Below are 15287 nucleotides of genomic sequence, written 5' to 3'. Positions count from 1 at the left end.
AGGATCATCAATGTTAACTGAATTACAGATTGAAAATTTTGCTATTATCCAGAAACTACACCTGGATTTTTTACCCGGGTTGGTGATCTTCACCGGCGAAACCGGCGCCGGCAAATCGATCATCATGGATGCACTGGAAGCGGTGCTGGGCGGTCGCGCTGAAACTACCGCCATTCGCACCGGCGCCGAGCGTGCCCAGGTCGAGGCCACCTTCCGCCTGGATTCAGCCGTTCGGGAGCCGATCCACGCCCTGCTGAAGGCAGAGGACTTGCTCGACGACCCGGATTACATCGTGATGGGGCGCGAAATCCGCCGCGAAGGGCGCAACATAGCCCGCATCAATGGGCGGACGGTGACAGCAGCCCTGCAGCGCTCAGTCGGTGAATACCTGATTGATATTCACGGACAATCGGAGCATTTATCCTTGCTGCACGTTCGCAATCACCTGCACCTGCTGGATGGTTTTGCCGATATCGGCGAGTTGCTGGCGCAATACCAGGCTGTCTACCGCCAACTGGTTGAAGTCCGGGCGGAATTACAGCATCTGCGCACCCTGGAACAGGATGCTGCCCGCCGGATGGACATGCTCACCTACCAGATCCAGGAAATCGACGCTGCCCAGTTGCAGACCGACGAAGAAAGCAATCTGCGCCAGGACCGAACCCGCCTGGCAAATGCTGAAAGCCTGGCAAAACATGCCCAGCAAGCCCTGATCGTGCTGGAAGAAGGCTCGCCCGAAGTGGGCGGTGTAAACGACCTGCTCGGTGAAGCGCTGGACGCCCTGCGCAACCTGGCGCGCATCGACACATCCACAGAGCCGTTGTATGAGCGCCTGTCTTCCAGTGTGACCGCCCTGCAAGACCTGGCGTTGGAGGTGCGTAATTACGCCGAAAACATCGAATTTAACCCCCACCTGTTAGACCAGGTCGAAGAACGCATCGATCTGATCAACAACCTGAAGCGAAAATATGGCGAGACGATCGATGCGATCTTAGCTTATGCCCAAAAAGCCCGGGCTGAACTGGAATCGATCACCCATGCCGGGGAGCGAATCTCAGAACTGGAAGAACGCCAGCTCAGCTTGATGACGGCTCTGTCAGGATACGGGCAAGCCCTCAGCCAGCGGCGGTCAGAATCTGCCGGCGAGCTCAGTCGAGGGATTGAGGTTGAACTGCAGGATCTGCAGATGGAACGGGCACGCTTTCAAATTGAGATTACCCAACGCCCAGATGAAAACGGTCTGCCATTGCAGGACGGTCAACGCGTGGCTTTCGACGCCAACGGCATCGACCGGGTGGAGTTCCTGGTTGAAACCAACCCCGGGGAGGGGTTTAAACCCCTGGTAAAGATTGCCTCGGGCGGCGAGACCTCTCGTTTGATGCTGGCTTTGAAAAACGTGCTGGCGAACGCCGATAAAATCCCCACGCTGGTATTTGATGAAATTGACCAGGGGATTGGTGGTCGTGTCGGCATGGTTGTCGGCGAAAAACTGTGGAACCTTTCTCACCAGCACCAGGTGATGTGCATCACCCACCTGCCGCAACTGGCGGCTTACGGCGAGCAGCACTACCGGGTCATCAAGGCGCTTCAGGATGGGCGCACCCATGTTGAAGTCCAACCCCTGGCGGACCCGGAGCGGCTGGCAGAACTGGCACAGATGCTCGGCCCAATCAGTGAGGGCACCCTGCAATCCGCTGAGGAAATTCTTAAGATCGTTCATCATCAAAAAACCGGCAAAGTGGAGGACAAATCGAAATAAACTTTCAGCGATCGTAATTTCCGAAATATCGGCTACAATAGAAATGTAAAGAAAAACCAGTCATATCCACGTTGCACGGAAAGGAGACCTGATGCCCAGTTATTCTGATATCATGGCGGTGATCCTGGGGGGCGGGCAGGGACAGCGCCTGTATCCCCTCACTTTAGAACGTGCCAAGCCTGCTGTGCCGATTGCTGGAAAATATCGGTTGATTGATATCCCCATCAGCAACTGCATTAATTCGAACATCTACCAAATCGCAGTGCTGACGCAATTTAATTCCGTCTCTTTGCACCGCCATATCACCAATACTTATAAATTTGATAAGTTTCACACCGGCTTCGTACAAATTTGGGCAGCCGAGCAAACCATGGAGCACAAAGAGTGGTACCAGGGCACAGCCGATGCGGTTCGAAAACAATTGTTTGAAATCCGCACAACGCGTGCAAAATACGTGTTGATCCTGGCGGGTGACCACCTTTACCGTATGAATTATTCCAAGATGGCTGATTTTCACTGGGAGAAAAACGCCGAGGTGACGGTGGCGGTACAGCCCGTCTTCCGTTCCGAAGCCTCGCGCTTTGGTTTGCTGAAGCTTGATCAGAGCTCTGAAATCGTCGATTTTACCGAAAAACCCAAAGACCCGCACATCCTGGATAATTTTGTTACCCGCGATGATCCTGAACAACCCTTCCTGGCGTCCATGGGCATTTACCTGTTCAACCTCGATGTTCTGGTTGACCTGTTAACCATGCAATCCGGGAAAAAAGAGTTTAACGACTTTGGTTATGACATCATCCCCTATTGTGTGAGTAATGAGCCAGCCGTTTTTGGCTATGAATTCAGCGGTTACTGGCACGATATTGGAACAATCCGTTCGTTCTACGAGGCTAATCTTGAGCTGACCTTGCCGCGCCCCCGCTTTGACATCCACGATCAATATTTTCCCATTTATACCCGCGGGCGTTTTCTTCCCGCCACCCGGATTTCTAACTGCGTATTGAACGATGTTCTCATCAACGAAGGCTGCATCATCAGCGAAGCAAACATCAATCATTCGGTGGTCGGCATCCGTAGCATGATCAGATCTGGCACACGTATTAAAGATTCGGTCCTGATGGGCGCTGATTTTTTCGATTACACGGGCGAGATTCCCGTCGGAATCGGGAAGAATTGTGATATTGAAGGCGCCATCATTGATAAAAACGCTCGCATCGGTCAGGATGTGTGTATCAAACCCTTCCCGATCGGCACCGATTATGATACAGATGCTTATTCTGTCAAAGACGGTATCGTGGTTATTCCCAAAAATACCATTTTGCCGTCCGGAACAAAAATTTGTCCCGAAGCCTAAAGCCATTGAGGAATGATGGTCAAAAAAAGGATGTTCGCAGAGAACATCCTTTTTTGTCCGGATGATATACGGGCGAGCCATGCCTCGTCACCCTCGATTTTACGTTTGCGTTTTCTGCTCTTTTGTGATCATTTACAGGATTTTTCAATAGAACCTGAGATTATATCAGGGTTTATTTTACAGGAGCGAATATAATGAGTGGCTGTAAATTAATCGATCGGAGAAAATTGTATGACAGGTGATCAGACCGAGAAATATGTCGAAAGTGCGGATGATGTGTCGATTTCATGGCATACTCTGACCAGCTCAGACGCGTTGCAGCGGTTAGAATCGAAAATTGACGTTGGGCTTACAAGTATAGAAGTCGCGGCAAGGCAGGAACAGTACGGCTTGAACGAGCTGGAAGAAGCGCCCCCGACCACCTTCTGGCAGATGTTGTGGGCACAAATCAATAGTTTTGTGATCTACTTGCTGCTGGGTGCAGCCATTGTTTCAGCGCTTCTGGGGGATTACGTAGAGGCAATTGCCATTCTGGCGATTGTAGTCCTGAATGCCATTATGGGGATCATTCAGGAAAGCCGAGCAGAGGCTTCCCTGGCTGCCCTCAAGAAACTGGCTGCGCCGGAAGCCTCCGTGCTTCGGGATGGTAAACGCAGTTCCGTGCCCGCCTCTCAACTGGTTCCCGGGGATATCGTCTTCCTTGAAGCAGGCAACTATATCCCGGCAGATATACGCTTGCTTGAAGCGGTCAACCTACGCATCGATGAGGCTTCACTGACCGGTGAATCCGTCTCCGTACAGAAAAATGCGGAATCCAGGCTCGAGAAGGATGTTCCCCTGGGCGACCGGACCAACACCGCTTTTATGGGAACCCTGGCGAATTATGGACGTGGCAAGGGTGTCGTCGTCAGCACCGGCATGCACACCCAGCTTGGAATGATCGCCACCATGCTCCAGCAGGTCGAGGATGAGCAAACCCCCTTGCAGCGGCGGTTAGACCAGTTCGGGAAAATCTTGGGTTGGGCGTGTTTGGCTGTGTGTGCCCTGATCTTTGTGATTGGCGTGGTCCGCTTTGCCCTTGAACCGGGCCAGGCAGATTTCTTCAGCAGTCAAGCGCTGGAAACCTATACCGAGCTGTTCATGATTGCGGTTTCTCTGGCCATTGCTGCCGTGCCTGAAGGCTTGCCCGCAATCGTCACAATCAGCCTGGCGCTGGGAATGCGCGAGATGGTTCGGCGCCATGCCCTCATCCGCAAGCTTTCTTCGGTTGAGACCCTGGGATCAGCCACCGTCATTTGTTCGGATAAAACCGGGACATTGACTCAAAACGAAATGACCGTCACCCGTGTTTGGGCCGATGGTGATTTCATCTCCATCACAGGAAGGGGATATTCCCCGCAAGGTGATTTTCTAAAAGACGATCAGCCGATCGACATCAAAGATTACCCGGCAATTAAATCGACCCTGTGGCTGGGCACTTTGAATAACGATGCCCAGCTCGAACCAGCCGGCGAACAGGACGGACGGGAAATCTTCCGCATGGTCGGTGATCCAACCGAAGGCGCGATCCTGGTCGCAGCGCTAAAAATGGGCGCTTCTATCGATCTGCTCAACCAAACCTTTCCCCGCGCTCAAGAAATCCCTTTTGATTCCGTACGCAAACGCATGCTGACCATTCATTCGGTTGATGACCAGGCGAATGATGACCTTTCACTCATCAACAATGGGCAAAGACAACAAAACCCGTACATCATCAATGTCAAAGGCGCACCAGACGTGGTGCTTGGCTTGTGTACCCATATTGAGGTCGGTAATGATCGTCTTGAACCCCTGACCGAAGCGCGCCGTCAGGAGGTTTTGGCAGCCAACGATGCCATGACCAATGATGCATTGCGGGTATTAGGCGTTGCCTGCCGTACCGTCACCACATTACCGGAAGAGATCGACAGCGAGGAACTGGAACGCGATCTGACCTTTGTGGGGTTGATCGGTATGATCGATCCAGCCCGCGAGGAAGTGTCAGACGCCATCGATACCGCCAATCGCGCCGGGATTCGCACCATCATGATCACGGGTGACTATCTCAATACGGCCCGAGCCATCGCAGAACAGATCGGTCTATTGCGCCCAGGCCATCAGGTGATGGCGGGAAGCACGCTCGATACGCTCAGCGATGAAGAGATGATTCAAAACGTGCAGATCACCGATGTGTATGCACGCGTCAGCCCGGAACACAAGATGCGCATTGTCGATGCCCTGCGAGCCAACCAGGAAGTGGTGGCGATGACGGGTGACGGTGTCAACGATGCGCCAGCGATCAAACGGGCGGATATTGGCGTGGCGATGGGCATCACCGGCACCGATGTTGCTAAAGGCACAGCCGACATGGTCCTTACCGATGATAACTACGCCAGCATCGTTTCTGCAGTGGAACAGGGTCGGGTGATTTATAGCAATATCCGTAAATTTGTCTACTATTTGCTTTCCTGTAACATGGCCGAGATCATGGTCATCTTCCTGGCGACCTTGTTAGGCTGGCCCATCCCCCTGACCGCGATTCAACTGCTGTGGTTGAACCTTGTCACGGATGGAGCCCCTGCGCTGGCGCTGGGAACCGAACCCGGTGACCCCGACATCATGGACCTCCCGCCCCGACCGCCAAGCGAGCCCATCATCAACCGTCACATGCAGATCGGCATCGTGGTACAAACCATCGCCATCACCGCAGTCACCCTGATTGCATTTGCGATTGGTCATATCTTCGAGCCTGAACATGCCGAGTTTGCCCAAACCATGGCTTTTGTGACCCTCAGCATCTCCGAGTTGTTCCGAGCTTATACCGCACGCTCTGAATACTATCCGCTGGTCAAGATCGGTGTATTCAAAAATAAAATCATGAACTGGGCTGTGCTGGTTTCGCTGCTGCTGATTTTCGTAGTGATATACATACCTTTCCTTCAGCCGGTTTTCAACACAGCCCCGCTGGGGATTGCAGAATGGCTTGAGATCCTTCCGCTGGTCCTGATCCCCTCGGTTGCTGCGGAGATAACGAAAGTGTTCTTGCGAAAACAGATACAAAAGGCTCAGTCTGCTGCCTAATTAACGGGGGTGTTGAAAAACACGGCATACACGAAGCTTTGAAAAAAGGGCGAGGTCTGCCTCGCCCTTCTTCTGTCCCTGTCCCCAGCCCCCATCCCAAAGGATGGGGGAGACAAATACTTTCAATATGCTTTGCTATTGGGATCACCTCGACTCACATGTCACCGTGGGGTGCTACACTCAAAGACTTTCCGCCAGCAATTAGCTATTGCCTATCGGCTATCAGCTATCAGCTATCGGCTATTAGCTATTTGCTATCGGCCATTGGCTATCGGCTATCAGCTATCAGCTATCGCCTATTAGCTATCAGCTATCAGCTATCGGCTATCAGCGATCAACCGTCAATATTTTCCAATTTGCTGTATCATTCCCATTTCAGCTTATAATCAACACCAGGCAACTCTTCTTTATTTCACCTCAGAAGGCAGGTATAAGCATCTCATGGAAAAATTCATTGCTGTAGCCGGAAATATCGGCGTGGGAAAGTCAACCCTGGTTAAATTGCTCAGTGAAGTCCTGGGCTGGACGCCCTTTTATGAGCCAGTAACGGAAAACCCTTATCTGACTGATTTCTACGCGGACATGCAAACCTGGGCTTTTCACTCACAGGTGTATTTCCTTATGCGGCGTCTGCATATCCACCGGCAGTTAATGAAAATGAACGGCTCGGTCATCCAGGACCGCAGTGTCTACGAAGATGCTGAAATCTTTGCCCACAACCTGCATCGGCAGAACGCCATCAGCGACCGGGATTATGCCACCTATCGAGAGCTGTACCAAGTCCTGGTGGAGTTTTTGCCACCGCCTGACCTGGTGCTTTACCTGCGAGCCTCTGTTCCTACCCTGTTGGAGCGTATATCAAAGCGCGGACGCGATTATGAAAAAACCATCAGCCCGGAATACCTGGCTGACCTGAATACCCTGTACGAAAACTGGATAGAGCATTTTGCACTCTGTCCTATCCTGACCATTCCCTGCGACAATCTGGATTATGTAGCCAAACCCCGACACCTGGAATTAATTGTGAATAAAGTCAAAGAAATATTGATTGGCAAAGCCGAAGTCCGCTTTGACCTTTAACCCCCTGTACGCGCGATAACGCGCGTGTTAACCTCGCTAAAAGCTGGGGGATTAATTCCTTCTACCCGTACAGACAGTTCATTCCACAGGCAATGCTGAATTCTGTTCCTGTAGCACGGGTTGTGTCATAATGGTTAGCTTGATTGCAGTTCGAGTTTTTCCGTCAATATCCACATCCACAAATTCTGGCACCAGCACAATCCCCAAATCATTTTTAGCTAAATAGCTTTTGGCAATAATAATTGACTTAATGGCTTGGTTAACAGCGCCGGCGCCAATGGACTGAACTTCTGCAAGCTTTTGCTCACGGAGAATCGCTGCGATTGCCCCGGCGACCGCAGCGGTTCGGGAGTTGGTTGATACTTTGATGATCTTCATTTTTGTGCTCCCTGAATGACATTAACTGCGAATATAAAGCTCAGGATATACCCGAATCCCGGGACTTTCATTCATTTTCTTTTAAAATTTTACATGATTATTGCTGCGCAATCAAGTATTTCAGGTTTGGCATCGCTTTTTTTAAATATGTGAACCAAAACACAATCAACTCTCTTTTGTGGAAGGTTAACACTGATTTATTGTAAAAAGCCCTGTGAAGTTTCCTTTCACAGGACTTTGTGCGTTGACGTCTAAATCGTTGAGGAAAATTTCTGCTGCTAACCCCAGCCAGAGCTCTTGTTAAGTGCGCTTCGCTTTTAGAGCCGCACGCCGCGTGCGCAGGTCATCCACGATCTGGCGATGCTGTGTGCGTTCCAGGGGATAAAAAATAGCAATTAAAATGCCAGCGATCAAACACATCGCAGGAATGGGACCGACGACCAGGCGGATGCCCAGCAATGCGCTGGGGGGTTGTACTGCGTCCTGACCGGTCTGCAGATTGCTGATCTGCAAAACCAGCAGCGAAAGTGGTTGCGCGATCGCCATGCCGATCTTTCCCAACAGGGTGACCAGGCTGTAAAAAATACCCTCATTGCGTTCCCCGGTGTGCCATTCCTCCCATTCAATTGCATCCGGGATAATTGCCCAGGGCAGTACTTGCCCGGCGCTGACGCCAATCCCAGCCAGCACACACAGGATGAGAATGAGCCAGAAGGGCGTTTGGGGATTCATGAAAATCAGCACAATCATCACCATAGACCAAAATCCCACGCCAATAATGTAAGCCCTGCGCTTATTCCAGTTTTTCGAAACCCAGTTCCAGAACGGTAGCGCAAAAATCGCCGTGACGAAGATGCTGACCATGATGATGATGTTCTGAGACTGGCGCCGGATGATATGCAGGATGAAAAACTGCAGGTTGGATTCGATTACAATAATTGCCATCCAGGTGGCCAGGTACATCAGGGCACCAAATACGAAGGGTTTGTTTTTGAAGGCAGCCTTAAGTGAAGGCCAGAACTTTGGTAATTTTTCGGACTGGTATTCCTTCTTTTCTTTTGTGCCAAAAAAAACGCCAAAATAAGGCGCGGCCGCGAGTGCTCCAGCCGCCACTGCCATGATTATCACATTGCGCGAAGTCGCCTGGGTCCAATCGTTGCCCACAATCAGTAAAGGCAGGATATATGCCGTCAGGCTGCCGGTAATATTGAACATCATCCTGAAACTGGTGAGTTTTGTGCGCTCATCGTAATCGGAGGTCAATTCCGGTGTGAGCGCAAAATACGGCATATAAACAAAGGTTGCCAGGGCTTCATAAATAATATAAGCCAGCGAATAATAGATCACCAATCCGGTCTGGCCAAAATTCGGGTGGAGCCATAACAGCAAGAAAGATAACCCAAAAGGAACGGTGCCAAACAGCAAAAAGGGACGCCGCCGTCCCCACCGGGTCCGGGTGCGATCCGAGATGTACCCCACCAGCAAATCATTGACAAAGTCCCAGCTCCGCCCAACGAATAAAATAATGGCCACCAATCCTGGTGCCACACCCACCACCGTCACCAGAAAAACCGAGAAGAAGGCTGAGATGATTGAGTTGTTCATGCTGAAACCGAAATCTCCCATGCCGTAAAGAATATTTGTAATGAAGGGCAGTTTTTCTTTTTTCTCCATGGTGTCAGCTCCTGTAATAATTGCTTAGAATGGTCACTTAATTAACATGAAAGCATTTTAATAGTTCTGTTTAAATCGTTAATCAGCAGGTGAATACCCGCCCGGCGTTAATCATCCATCGCTTCGATCAGCCGGCGTAACTGATGAAAATCTGTGCGGGAAGTCATATCAATGCTGATTGGCGTGACGGAGACTTTTTTATCGACTAAAAGCACATAAGTATCTCCGTCTGGCTCTAAATTGTTTGGGTCATAATTCGGTTTGTATTTGACCGGGCCGGGTTCAGAAAAAGAATTACGCTGCGTCATTTCTGGGTGATAATATTTCATGCGTGATTGGCGGGTGATCATCCAGGGGGTTTCCGCTGAAGCCCCTGCGGGCACGTCCACTTTAAGTACGTCCACATCGAAGGGAAATTTCCTGTTCAACATTACCCGGGCGAATTTGTGCGTGAAATAAGCTGCTGCACTGAAATCTATGTCTTGCGACAGAGAAAGATGATACTCCGGTTTTGTCTGCATCGAAACCGCCAGGGCGGGGATGCCAAATGAGGTCGCTTCAAGGGCTGCGCCAACAGTGCCGGAAACAGTAATGGATGAACCGATATTTTCCCCATAATTAATCCCTGAAACCACCAGATCGGGTTTGGATTTGATCACCTCATAGATGCCGTGCACCACCGCCTGTGCCGGTGTGCCATCCACGGCATACACAGGCCAATCACGCCCGTTGACGTGCAGCGACATCGTCTCGATAATTCCGGTTGAAGTATTGGGCATACTGTGCCCGGTGCCGGTTTGCTGGTGCCGTGGTGCAACGATATGCACAAATCCAAGCAAATCCAGGGCTTGTGCGGCAGCCCATAAACCCGGTGAGTGGATGCTATCGTCGTTGGTCAGTAAAATTTGGATTGTTTTTTCATTCATAGGGTTTAGTTTTCGTCGCTAAAATTGTTAATCGGATCAAGGTTATCACAGAGCTGGGGTTTTATCCCGGTCAACGGCTGCCAAGATAAACTCTGGCAGACAAATGCAAGTTTTTATGATCAACTTGAGAAGGAATTAACGGCCCTCCCCCATACATTGTACAGCAAAGGACCGGATTTCATTTACCATTGCCAGCAGACCGTTGGTGCGCTGGGAAGAAAGGTGTTGATTGAGTCCGATCGTCTCAAAGAAATGCAGATCAGCCTGGCTCACATCTTCTGCAGGCTGACCGGAAAAAACCTGCAGCAGTAATGCCGCCAGCCCTTTGACAATTAGCGAATCGCTGTCAGCCTCCAGGTATACGACGCCCTGGCGGCATTCACGGGCCAGCCACACCAGCGATTGGCACCCTCGCACAAGATTGTCCTCGGTACGATTTTCCTCGGCCATGGGCGGACTTTTTTGTCCCAATTCGATCAAATACGCGTAACGTTCATCCCATTCGGGTAGAAAAGAAAAATCTTCAATAATCTGGGCTTGAATTTCCTGTATTGTTGGCATGGCTCACCGCCTTAGAATCTTAAGTGCCTGCCGAATGGATTCGACAAGCACGTCGATATCCTCAAAAGTGTTATATAGCGCCAGCGACGTCCTCACAGTGCCTTCAACCCCCAAAGCCGCCATGATCGGTTGCGTGCAATGATGCCCGGTACGCACCGCCACGCCGCGGGTATCTAAAAGCGTTCCCAGGTCATAATGGTGCACCCCTTCAATATTAAAGGAAACAATGCTGGTATGTCGTTTGCCATTCCCGTAGATCTTCAACCCGTCAATCTCGAGCAATTTTTTACGGGCATAAGCTAAAACCGCATCTTCGTGTGCCATGACCTCGGTAAAGTCCAGGGCGTTCAGGTAATCAAGCGCTGCTGCCAAGCCAATCGGACCAACGATATTGGGCGTTCCGGCTTCGAATTTAAAGGGGAGCTTGTTATAGGTGGTCTTTTCCACGGTCACCTGTTCGATCATCTCGCCCCCACCCTGGTAAGGCGGCATGGCATCCAGCCATTTTTCTTTGCCGTAAAGTACGCCAATGCCGGTCGGTCCGTAGATCTTGTGCCCAGAAAAGGCATAGAAATCCGCATCCAGCGCTCTGACATCATGGTCAACATGCTGAACGGCCTGCGCTGCATCGACCAATACAACCGCCCCAGCGGCATGAGCCATTCGAATGATCTCCTGCGCCGGGTTGACCGTGCCAAGTGAGTTGGAGACATGGTTAAAAGCAACAAGGCGCGTCTTGCTGCTCAGCAGGTTTTCGTAGATATCCAGCCTGAGGTCGCCATTTTCATCAAAGGGGACCACGTGGTAGTTTGCTCCACGGCGCTCGCACAGCATCTGCCAGGGGACAAAATTCGAATGATGATCCATCATTGTAAAAATCACTTCATCGCCAGGGTTTATGAACGCTTCTCCAAAAGAATACGCCACCAGGTTAATGGCTTCCGTTGTGCCGCGTGTGAAGATGATTTCGTGCTCGAATTCGGCGTTGATATGGCGTTGCATGGTTCGGCGGGCACCTTCATGTGCTTCGGTCGCCAGGTTCGAGAGGTGATGTGCCGCACGATGGATATTGCTGTTATAGCGGGTGTAATAATCCACGATTGCATCGATCACCACTTGAGGCTTTTGGGTTGTGGCGGCATTGTCCAGGTAAACCAGGGGCTTTCCGTATACCCGAGTGTGCAAAATCGGGAAATCAGAGCGGATTTTTTGAACATCGAGGGTCATCATTGCCTTCTTGTTGATTAAATTGATCAAGGTATTCTACCGCACCAGGACCGCGAAGGGAAAGCAGTTTCAGCCAGTGCTCGGTGCGATCGGTATTTCATATAAACCCCTCCGAAATTGGATCAGCCGGACAATCATTTGAGCACCGTCTCAGCCTTCAAAAATGAATGCAGGTCGCAATTTTTAAATTAACCGATCAAAAGCCTTTTCCAATCACAGCAAGCCCTGAATGGTTTTCAGGTTCAGCAAGTCCTGGTCTGCCGAACGAATTAAAAATGGCGCCACGTCTTTACGGATACTGTCAAAATCTGCTGTGGATAAAAAGTCGGACAAAATGGATTTCCAATTGAACTCGGATAATTGTGGTCCTTCCCAACCGGATTGCTGCAGAGCAAAATTAAGCATAACAAAATTTGGCGGTGGCCACAACCGATCGCTCAAATACCAAATAAGGTCAAAAATATCCCGTCCTTTTAAATATTTTCGTTGCAAAACAGCATGCACCTTGCCTGCCAGCAATGAAGCTCTGTCATGATGCTGGAGATTCAAAAACAATTCACGATAGCGGAACAATGTCGTCCTCAAGACGGCGCCCTGAGGCGGTCGTGTATCCACCTCTAATTTGATCGTGAAGTTTTGATCTACATGAGGTGAAAGACCTAATTCAAATAATAATCCAGGAAAACCAATAAAGGCATGCTGCACCACTTTTTGATCATTGAACCTCAGGTTAACCGGGTACTCCTCAAGGGAAAGTTGGTTTGAAATAGACGATAAATAGCTATGAAAATCATATGCATCCATGTGATTTTCCAATGAGAAATCCAGGTCTTCAGAATATCTGGGGAGCTGATAAAGAAACCGAAGCGCCGTCCCGCCATGAAATGCCAGCGGAATCATTGCACCCTGTTCCTGTAAGATAGCCAAAACGCGCGCCTGTAAATATTCTCTCATCCAATTCAAGGCTTGTTGCTTGCTTTTTGCTGTAAGTAGATAATTCTTTAAATCAGATTTCATAGCCACCTCGAACCTTCTTATGAAATAAGGGTGACAAGGTTTTTAACCGCCTGGATCAATTTATTCATACCTGAATCCCTTGCCGTTTTTTCCATCCACGCCAAATCGAGTTGATCACAATTTTGAAGTCTGAGGGCTTCTATAAAAGCCATTGAGTGTCCCTGTTTGGTCAGGTAAATTAAATCAAGGAGGGCTTTTTCTGGACGAGCTAAATAAACAAATTGGTCAATATCGACCTGTTCCAGTGAAAATCCAAAAAATAACTGCGATTTGATGTGATGAAAAGCAAACAAACCCAATGGTGTGTCAAATTTCTGAGTTCGATATCTGCTGGTGATACTTGTCACCTGAGGAACCGCTTCAGGAATGAGATTATAGTATTCAAGCGCAGACTGTAAGCTGACATAAGATGGTGAAACCAGGCGGTTACCAATCGTGAAAGGATGGGGCTCTATTTTTCGATAAGGTTCTGCAAGGGTGTAAACTCCACGCCGCAATTGGATGATCTTCTTCGCAGTCGTCCAGCGGGATAGTTGTTTATGAATATTTACAGGATTTACATCGCCAGCCAGCAAAAGCCCACTGGTAAATACCGGTAAATTTCCAACTCGATCGAGTAATTCTTTGTATGTCATTGCATTAACTTACCATAATTGGGTATTTAATGCAATAGCTGATTATTGTCTTTCAGTCAACACTGCCACGACGGGTTCAATCTTTAACTTCGCTGCTGCATTCCTGTAAACTTCAACTTCCGGCAGGCGATCAGGGCTGTCGATGGGTGCGCTTATCCCCCCGGAAAGGACAATGAATGGCTTGCCCGACGTGTTATTTTTCTCAACATCATCGCCCTTTCACGTAGAGGGGCTTGTTGAGGTATGAAAAATCTACTTGATTTCCGCTTCAAATTTTGAAGCATGCCTTTTCAGTGGATCGAAGTTTTTAAAAAAAATACACCGTGGTTTCAGTCCTGGTTTTGTTGGCTGATCTCATCAACCATGAGGGCAAATTGATTCGCCAGTTCAGCGCGGGAAAAGCGTGTTTCGATCAGTATTCTGCCATTTATCCCCATTTTGCGGCATTCTACGGGGTCCTTTGCCATTGCCTGGATGGCATCCGCCAGAGCATGGTGGTTACCAGGCGGAACAAACAAGCCAGCCCGGGCTTCCTCAACCACTTTGCGAATCTCACCATCAATCGCCAAAAGCACCGGACGACCCGCTGCCATATAATCGAAGACCTTGTTAGGATAGGTGGTTTTAAACATTTCAATGGGTTTCAGGATTGCCAGGCAGGCATCTGCGCCAGCCAGGGTTGCTGCCATATCCTGTTTTGCCACCGGCGGAAGGAACAACAGGTTCTCCAATTGACGCTGCTCAGCTTCAGCGACCAGTCGGGGTTTTTCCTTGCCTGAACCCAGCATGACAATGCGAATAGAAGGTTCGTCTCGCAACAACTCAGCCGCATCCAATACCACATCCAGATCATTCGATATGCCGTGGGCGCCGGCGTATAAAACGACAAATTTCTCCTCCAAACCATTTTCCACCCGAAACTGGCTCCCATCTGCAGCCGGGTCAAACATGTCGGGGTCGGCGCCATTGGGCACCAGCGTAATCTGCCGGGCGCCGCGCTGTTGAAGGTGTTGGATGAATCCGGGCGAATTGACCACGACCCGGTCAGCGTACCGGTAAAGAAAACGCTCCAAGCCTTCTGAGAGGCGGATCAGACATTTATTTTTCAACACCCCAACAGCCACAGCGAAGGCAGGCCACAGGTCGCGGACCTCCAGCAGAAAGGGTACGCCCTTCAAACGTGCCAGCAGCCACGCGGTTAGCGCCTGGAATATTGGCGGGGTGGTGCCCCAGACCAGGTCTACCCGCCGAACAAAGAGACCGTTGACCAGTGAAGAGAGCATAAAGCTGAGAAAGCTGAAGACGCGCCAGATGAAAGAATGGTGCAGCGCGGGCAAGGTACAACTGCGGATGATGGTTACACCCAGGTCATCAACCGCTTTGCCAGGTCGCCGACCGGTGCCAGCGCCCGTCAGGTAGCTGACCGGGCTGGCAATAATGGTCACCCGGTGACCGCTGCGGGCGAGATGCCTGGCCAGCTCATGGTGACGGGTTCCGCCGGCTTCATCCAGCGCGGCAAATGCCTGGTGGATCAACAATATGTGCATATTATTAACATTTTACTCGAATTTGCGACA

General features: G+C 50.2%; 12 protein-coding genes. 4 read left to right on the top strand and 8 right to left on the bottom strand.

The annotated features are described in order from the left end of the window. Positions 1 to 10 precede the first annotated feature (10 nt). The 4 genes from recN (at position 11) to CFX1CAM_RS01865 (ending at position 7292) form a co-directional block, all read left to right on the top strand. Complete coding sequence (gene recN / locus CFX1CAM_RS01885; protein WP_087861382.1) at positions 11 to 1759, top strand: DNA repair protein RecN; 1749 nt, start codon at positions 11 to 13, stop codon at positions 1757 to 1759. 91 nt (positions 1760 to 1850) lie between these two features. Next, entirely contained in the window at positions 1851 to 3113 is a 1263-nt protein-coding gene (locus CFX1CAM_RS01880; protein WP_087861381.1) for a glucose-1-phosphate adenylyltransferase, read from the top strand. A gap of 231 nt (positions 3114 to 3344) precedes the next feature. Then, positions 3345 to 6212, top strand: coding sequence for a cation-translocating P-type ATPase (locus tag CFX1CAM_RS01875; RefSeq protein WP_087861380.1), 2868 nt, complete (start codon positions 3345 to 3347; stop codon positions 6210 to 6212). Positions 6213 to 6653: 441 nt separating this feature from the next. Continuing rightward, positions 6654 to 7292, top strand: coding sequence for a deoxynucleoside kinase (locus tag CFX1CAM_RS01865; protein ID WP_087861378.1), 639 nt, complete (start codon positions 6654 to 6656; stop codon positions 7290 to 7292). Between the two features lie 78 nt (positions 7293 to 7370). On the opposite strand, the gene CFX1CAM_RS01860 is transcribed toward CFX1CAM_RS01865, so the two are convergent. The 8 genes from CFX1CAM_RS01860 to CFX1CAM_RS01820 form a co-directional block, all read right to left on the bottom strand. After that, the gene (locus CFX1CAM_RS01860) at positions 7371 to 7670 is read right to left on the bottom strand and encodes a stage V sporulation protein S (protein ID WP_087861377.1); all 300 of its coding nucleotides are present in this window, start codon (positions 7668 to 7670) and stop codon (positions 7371 to 7373) included. A 300-nt stretch (positions 7671 to 7970) separates the two neighbouring features. Next, complete coding sequence (locus CFX1CAM_RS01850) at positions 7971 to 9344, bottom strand: MFS transporter (RefSeq protein ID WP_087861375.1); 1374 nt, start codon at positions 9342 to 9344, stop codon at positions 7971 to 7973. 107 nt (positions 9345 to 9451) lie between these two features. After that, positions 9452 to 10270 carry a 5'/3'-nucleotidase SurE gene (gene surE / locus CFX1CAM_RS01845; protein ID WP_087861374.1) on the bottom strand — a complete coding sequence of 273 codons (819 nt, stop codon included), beginning with the start codon at positions 10268 to 10270 and terminating at the stop codon, positions 9452 to 9454. A 135-nt stretch (positions 10271 to 10405) separates the two neighbouring features. After that, the gene (locus tag CFX1CAM_RS01840) at positions 10406 to 10831 is read right to left on the bottom strand and encodes a SufE family protein (RefSeq protein ID WP_087861373.1); all 426 of its coding nucleotides are present in this window, start codon (positions 10829 to 10831) and stop codon (positions 10406 to 10408) included. A gap of 3 nt (positions 10832 to 10834) precedes the next feature. Next, positions 10835 to 12058, bottom strand: coding sequence for an aminotransferase class V-fold PLP-dependent enzyme (locus CFX1CAM_RS01835; protein ID WP_087863209.1), 1224 nt, complete (start codon positions 12056 to 12058; stop codon positions 10835 to 10837). Positions 12059 to 12271: 213 nt separating this feature from the next. Continuing rightward, complete coding sequence (locus CFX1CAM_RS01830) at positions 12272 to 13075, bottom strand: nucleotidyl transferase AbiEii/AbiGii toxin family protein (protein WP_087861372.1); 804 nt, start codon at positions 13073 to 13075, stop codon at positions 12272 to 12274. Positions 13076 to 13092: 17 nt separating this feature from the next. Further along, positions 13093 to 13710 carry a type IV toxin-antitoxin system AbiEi family antitoxin domain-containing protein gene (locus CFX1CAM_RS01825; protein ID WP_087861371.1) on the bottom strand — a complete coding sequence of 206 codons (618 nt, stop codon included), beginning with the start codon at positions 13708 to 13710 and terminating at the stop codon, positions 13093 to 13095. Between the two features lie 329 nt (positions 13711 to 14039). Then, positions 14040 to 15257: a glycosyltransferase family 4 protein gene (locus CFX1CAM_RS01820; RefSeq protein ID WP_087861370.1), complete on the bottom strand. Its 1218-nt coding sequence runs from the start codon at positions 15255 to 15257 to the stop codon at positions 14040 to 14042. Positions 15258 to 15287 lie beyond the last annotated feature (30 nt).

This window comes from Brevefilum fermentans, from assembly GCF_900184705.1.
GTDB classification, from domain to species: Bacteria; Chloroflexota; Anaerolineae; order Anaerolineales; family Anaerolineaceae; genus Brevifilum; species Brevifilum fermentans.
The sequence above is the reverse complement of the archived record's forward strand: the minus strand, read 5'-3'. Positions and strand labels throughout refer to the sequence as shown.

What these genes read in the sequence shown, in the direction of transcription:
- recN (WP_087861382.1), top strand. Translation starts at nt 11, where the DNA reads ATGTTAACTGAATTACAGATTGAAAATTTTGCTATTATCCAGAAACTA.
- CFX1CAM_RS01880 (WP_087861381.1), top strand. Translation starts at nt 1,851, where the DNA reads ATGCCCAGTTATTCTGATATCATGGCGGTGATCCTGGGGGGCGGGCAG.
- CFX1CAM_RS01875 (WP_087861380.1), top strand. Translation starts at nt 3,345, where the DNA reads ATGACAGGTGATCAGACCGAGAAATATGTCGAAAGTGCGGATGATGTG.
- CFX1CAM_RS01865 (WP_087861378.1), top strand. Translation starts at nt 6,654, where the DNA reads ATGGAAAAATTCATTGCTGTAGCCGGAAATATCGGCGTGGGAAAGTCA.
- CFX1CAM_RS01860 (WP_087861377.1), bottom strand. Translation starts at nt 7,670, where the DNA reads ATGAAGATCATCAAAGTATCAACCAACTCCCGAACCGCTGCGGTCGCC.
- CFX1CAM_RS01850 (WP_087861375.1), bottom strand. Translation starts at nt 9,344, where the DNA reads ATGGAGAAAAAAGAAAAACTGCCCTTCATTACAAATATTCTTTACGGC.
- surE (WP_087861374.1), bottom strand. Translation starts at nt 10,270, where the DNA reads ATGAATGAAAAAACAATCCAAATTTTACTGACCAACGACGATAGCATC.
- CFX1CAM_RS01840 (WP_087861373.1), bottom strand. Translation starts at nt 10,831, where the DNA reads ATGCCAACAATACAGGAAATTCAAGCCCAGATTATTGAAGATTTTTCT.
- CFX1CAM_RS01835 (WP_087863209.1), bottom strand. Translation starts at nt 12,058, where the DNA reads ATGACCCTCGATGTTCAAAAAATCCGCTCTGATTTCCCGATTTTGCAC.
- CFX1CAM_RS01830 (WP_087861372.1), bottom strand. Translation starts at nt 13,075, where the DNA reads ATGAAATCTGATTTAAAGAATTATCTACTTACAGCAAAAAGCAAGCAA.
- CFX1CAM_RS01825 (WP_087861371.1), bottom strand. Translation starts at nt 13,710, where the DNA reads ATGACATACAAAGAATTACTCGATCGAGTTGGAAATTTACCGGTATTT.
- CFX1CAM_RS01820 (WP_087861370.1), bottom strand. Translation starts at nt 15,257, where the DNA reads ATGCACATATTGTTGATCCACCAGGCATTTGCCGCGCTGGATGAAGCC.